The 904-nt window shown below is 42.4% G+C and carries 1 protein-coding gene and 1 pseudogene; both read right to left on the bottom strand.

The annotated features are described in order from the left end of the window. Positions 1–365, bottom strand: a pseudogene (locus SORDD16_RS11545) (TIGR01457 family HAD-type hydrolase); the annotation flags it as partial. 10 nt (positions 366–375) lie between these two features. Beyond that, positions 376–904: acyl-[acyl-carrier-protein] thioesterase (locus SORDD16_RS03185; RefSeq protein ID WP_241733949.1), on the bottom strand; the 529-nt coding region annotated here is incomplete at its 5' end.

Raw genomic sequence — 904 nt, 5'->3', positions numbered from 1 at the left:
CAGTCCAGTCCAACTACCACATAGGCTGGATTTTCCTTGTCTTCGACATAACCAGCAGCCTGAATGGCATCCTTGAGCCCATCTTCGCCGATGACATAGACTGTCTTGTCCAGTCCCAAGTCGTTCATATAGTCGATGGTTGCCAAGGTTGCTGTATAGACAGTTGATAGAGGGGTATTAATGTTAAAATTCTGAGCCAGCATCTCCTGAACGCTCTCAGGAGTACGAGTTGTGTTGTTAGTCACAAAGAGATAGGGAATTTCTCGCTTTTGCAGTTCATGCACAAAAGCCTCACCCGCGGGAATTCTGTCTTTCCCCTTGTAAATGGTTCCGTCTAAATCAATTAAATAACCTTTATAAGCCATATCGTCCTTTCTAATTGCCTTCAATTTCTTGCCAAGTAATCATAGCTTGGGCATTGATCTCCCCATCACTGATAATCTCATGCTTACTTTCTAGTCCCTTGAGTTCATAAGCTGAAGCAATCATGCCACCTGGTCGCACTTCTTTGACATACTTGAGATTGATTTTCTTTGGAATATACTTGGTCAAAAAATCTGCTCCCATAACCTCAAAAATCCAATCCAGGTATTTGCTGTTATTGACATGACCATTCATATCCAAGTCGTAAAAACGAACATGGTAGTCTTTACTGATTGGATCTTCTAGATTTGCATACTTTGGCCCACGGATGAGTTTTTTATCAAACTCGGACTGATAAGGAGCCACAATCTCCGGTTCGACAGCATGAACTTTCCGACTGTCTCGGTCCATCAGAACAAAGGTCGCTAACATGCGAATGATTTCTTGACCTGCTTCATCATAGATAGTGAAACGGCGGTAGCAAAAAAGACGATTGTAAGTCAATGCTTCTGTTTCAATCGTAATCTCCTCAGCAAAGCGA

It is taken from the genome of Streptococcus oralis (assembly GCF_001578945.1).
Classification (GTDB): Bacteria; Bacillota; Bacilli; order Lactobacillales; family Streptococcaceae; genus Streptococcus; species Streptococcus oralis_Q.
Note: the sequence above shows the minus strand (reverse complement) of the source record. Positions and strands in the feature narration are given on the sequence as shown.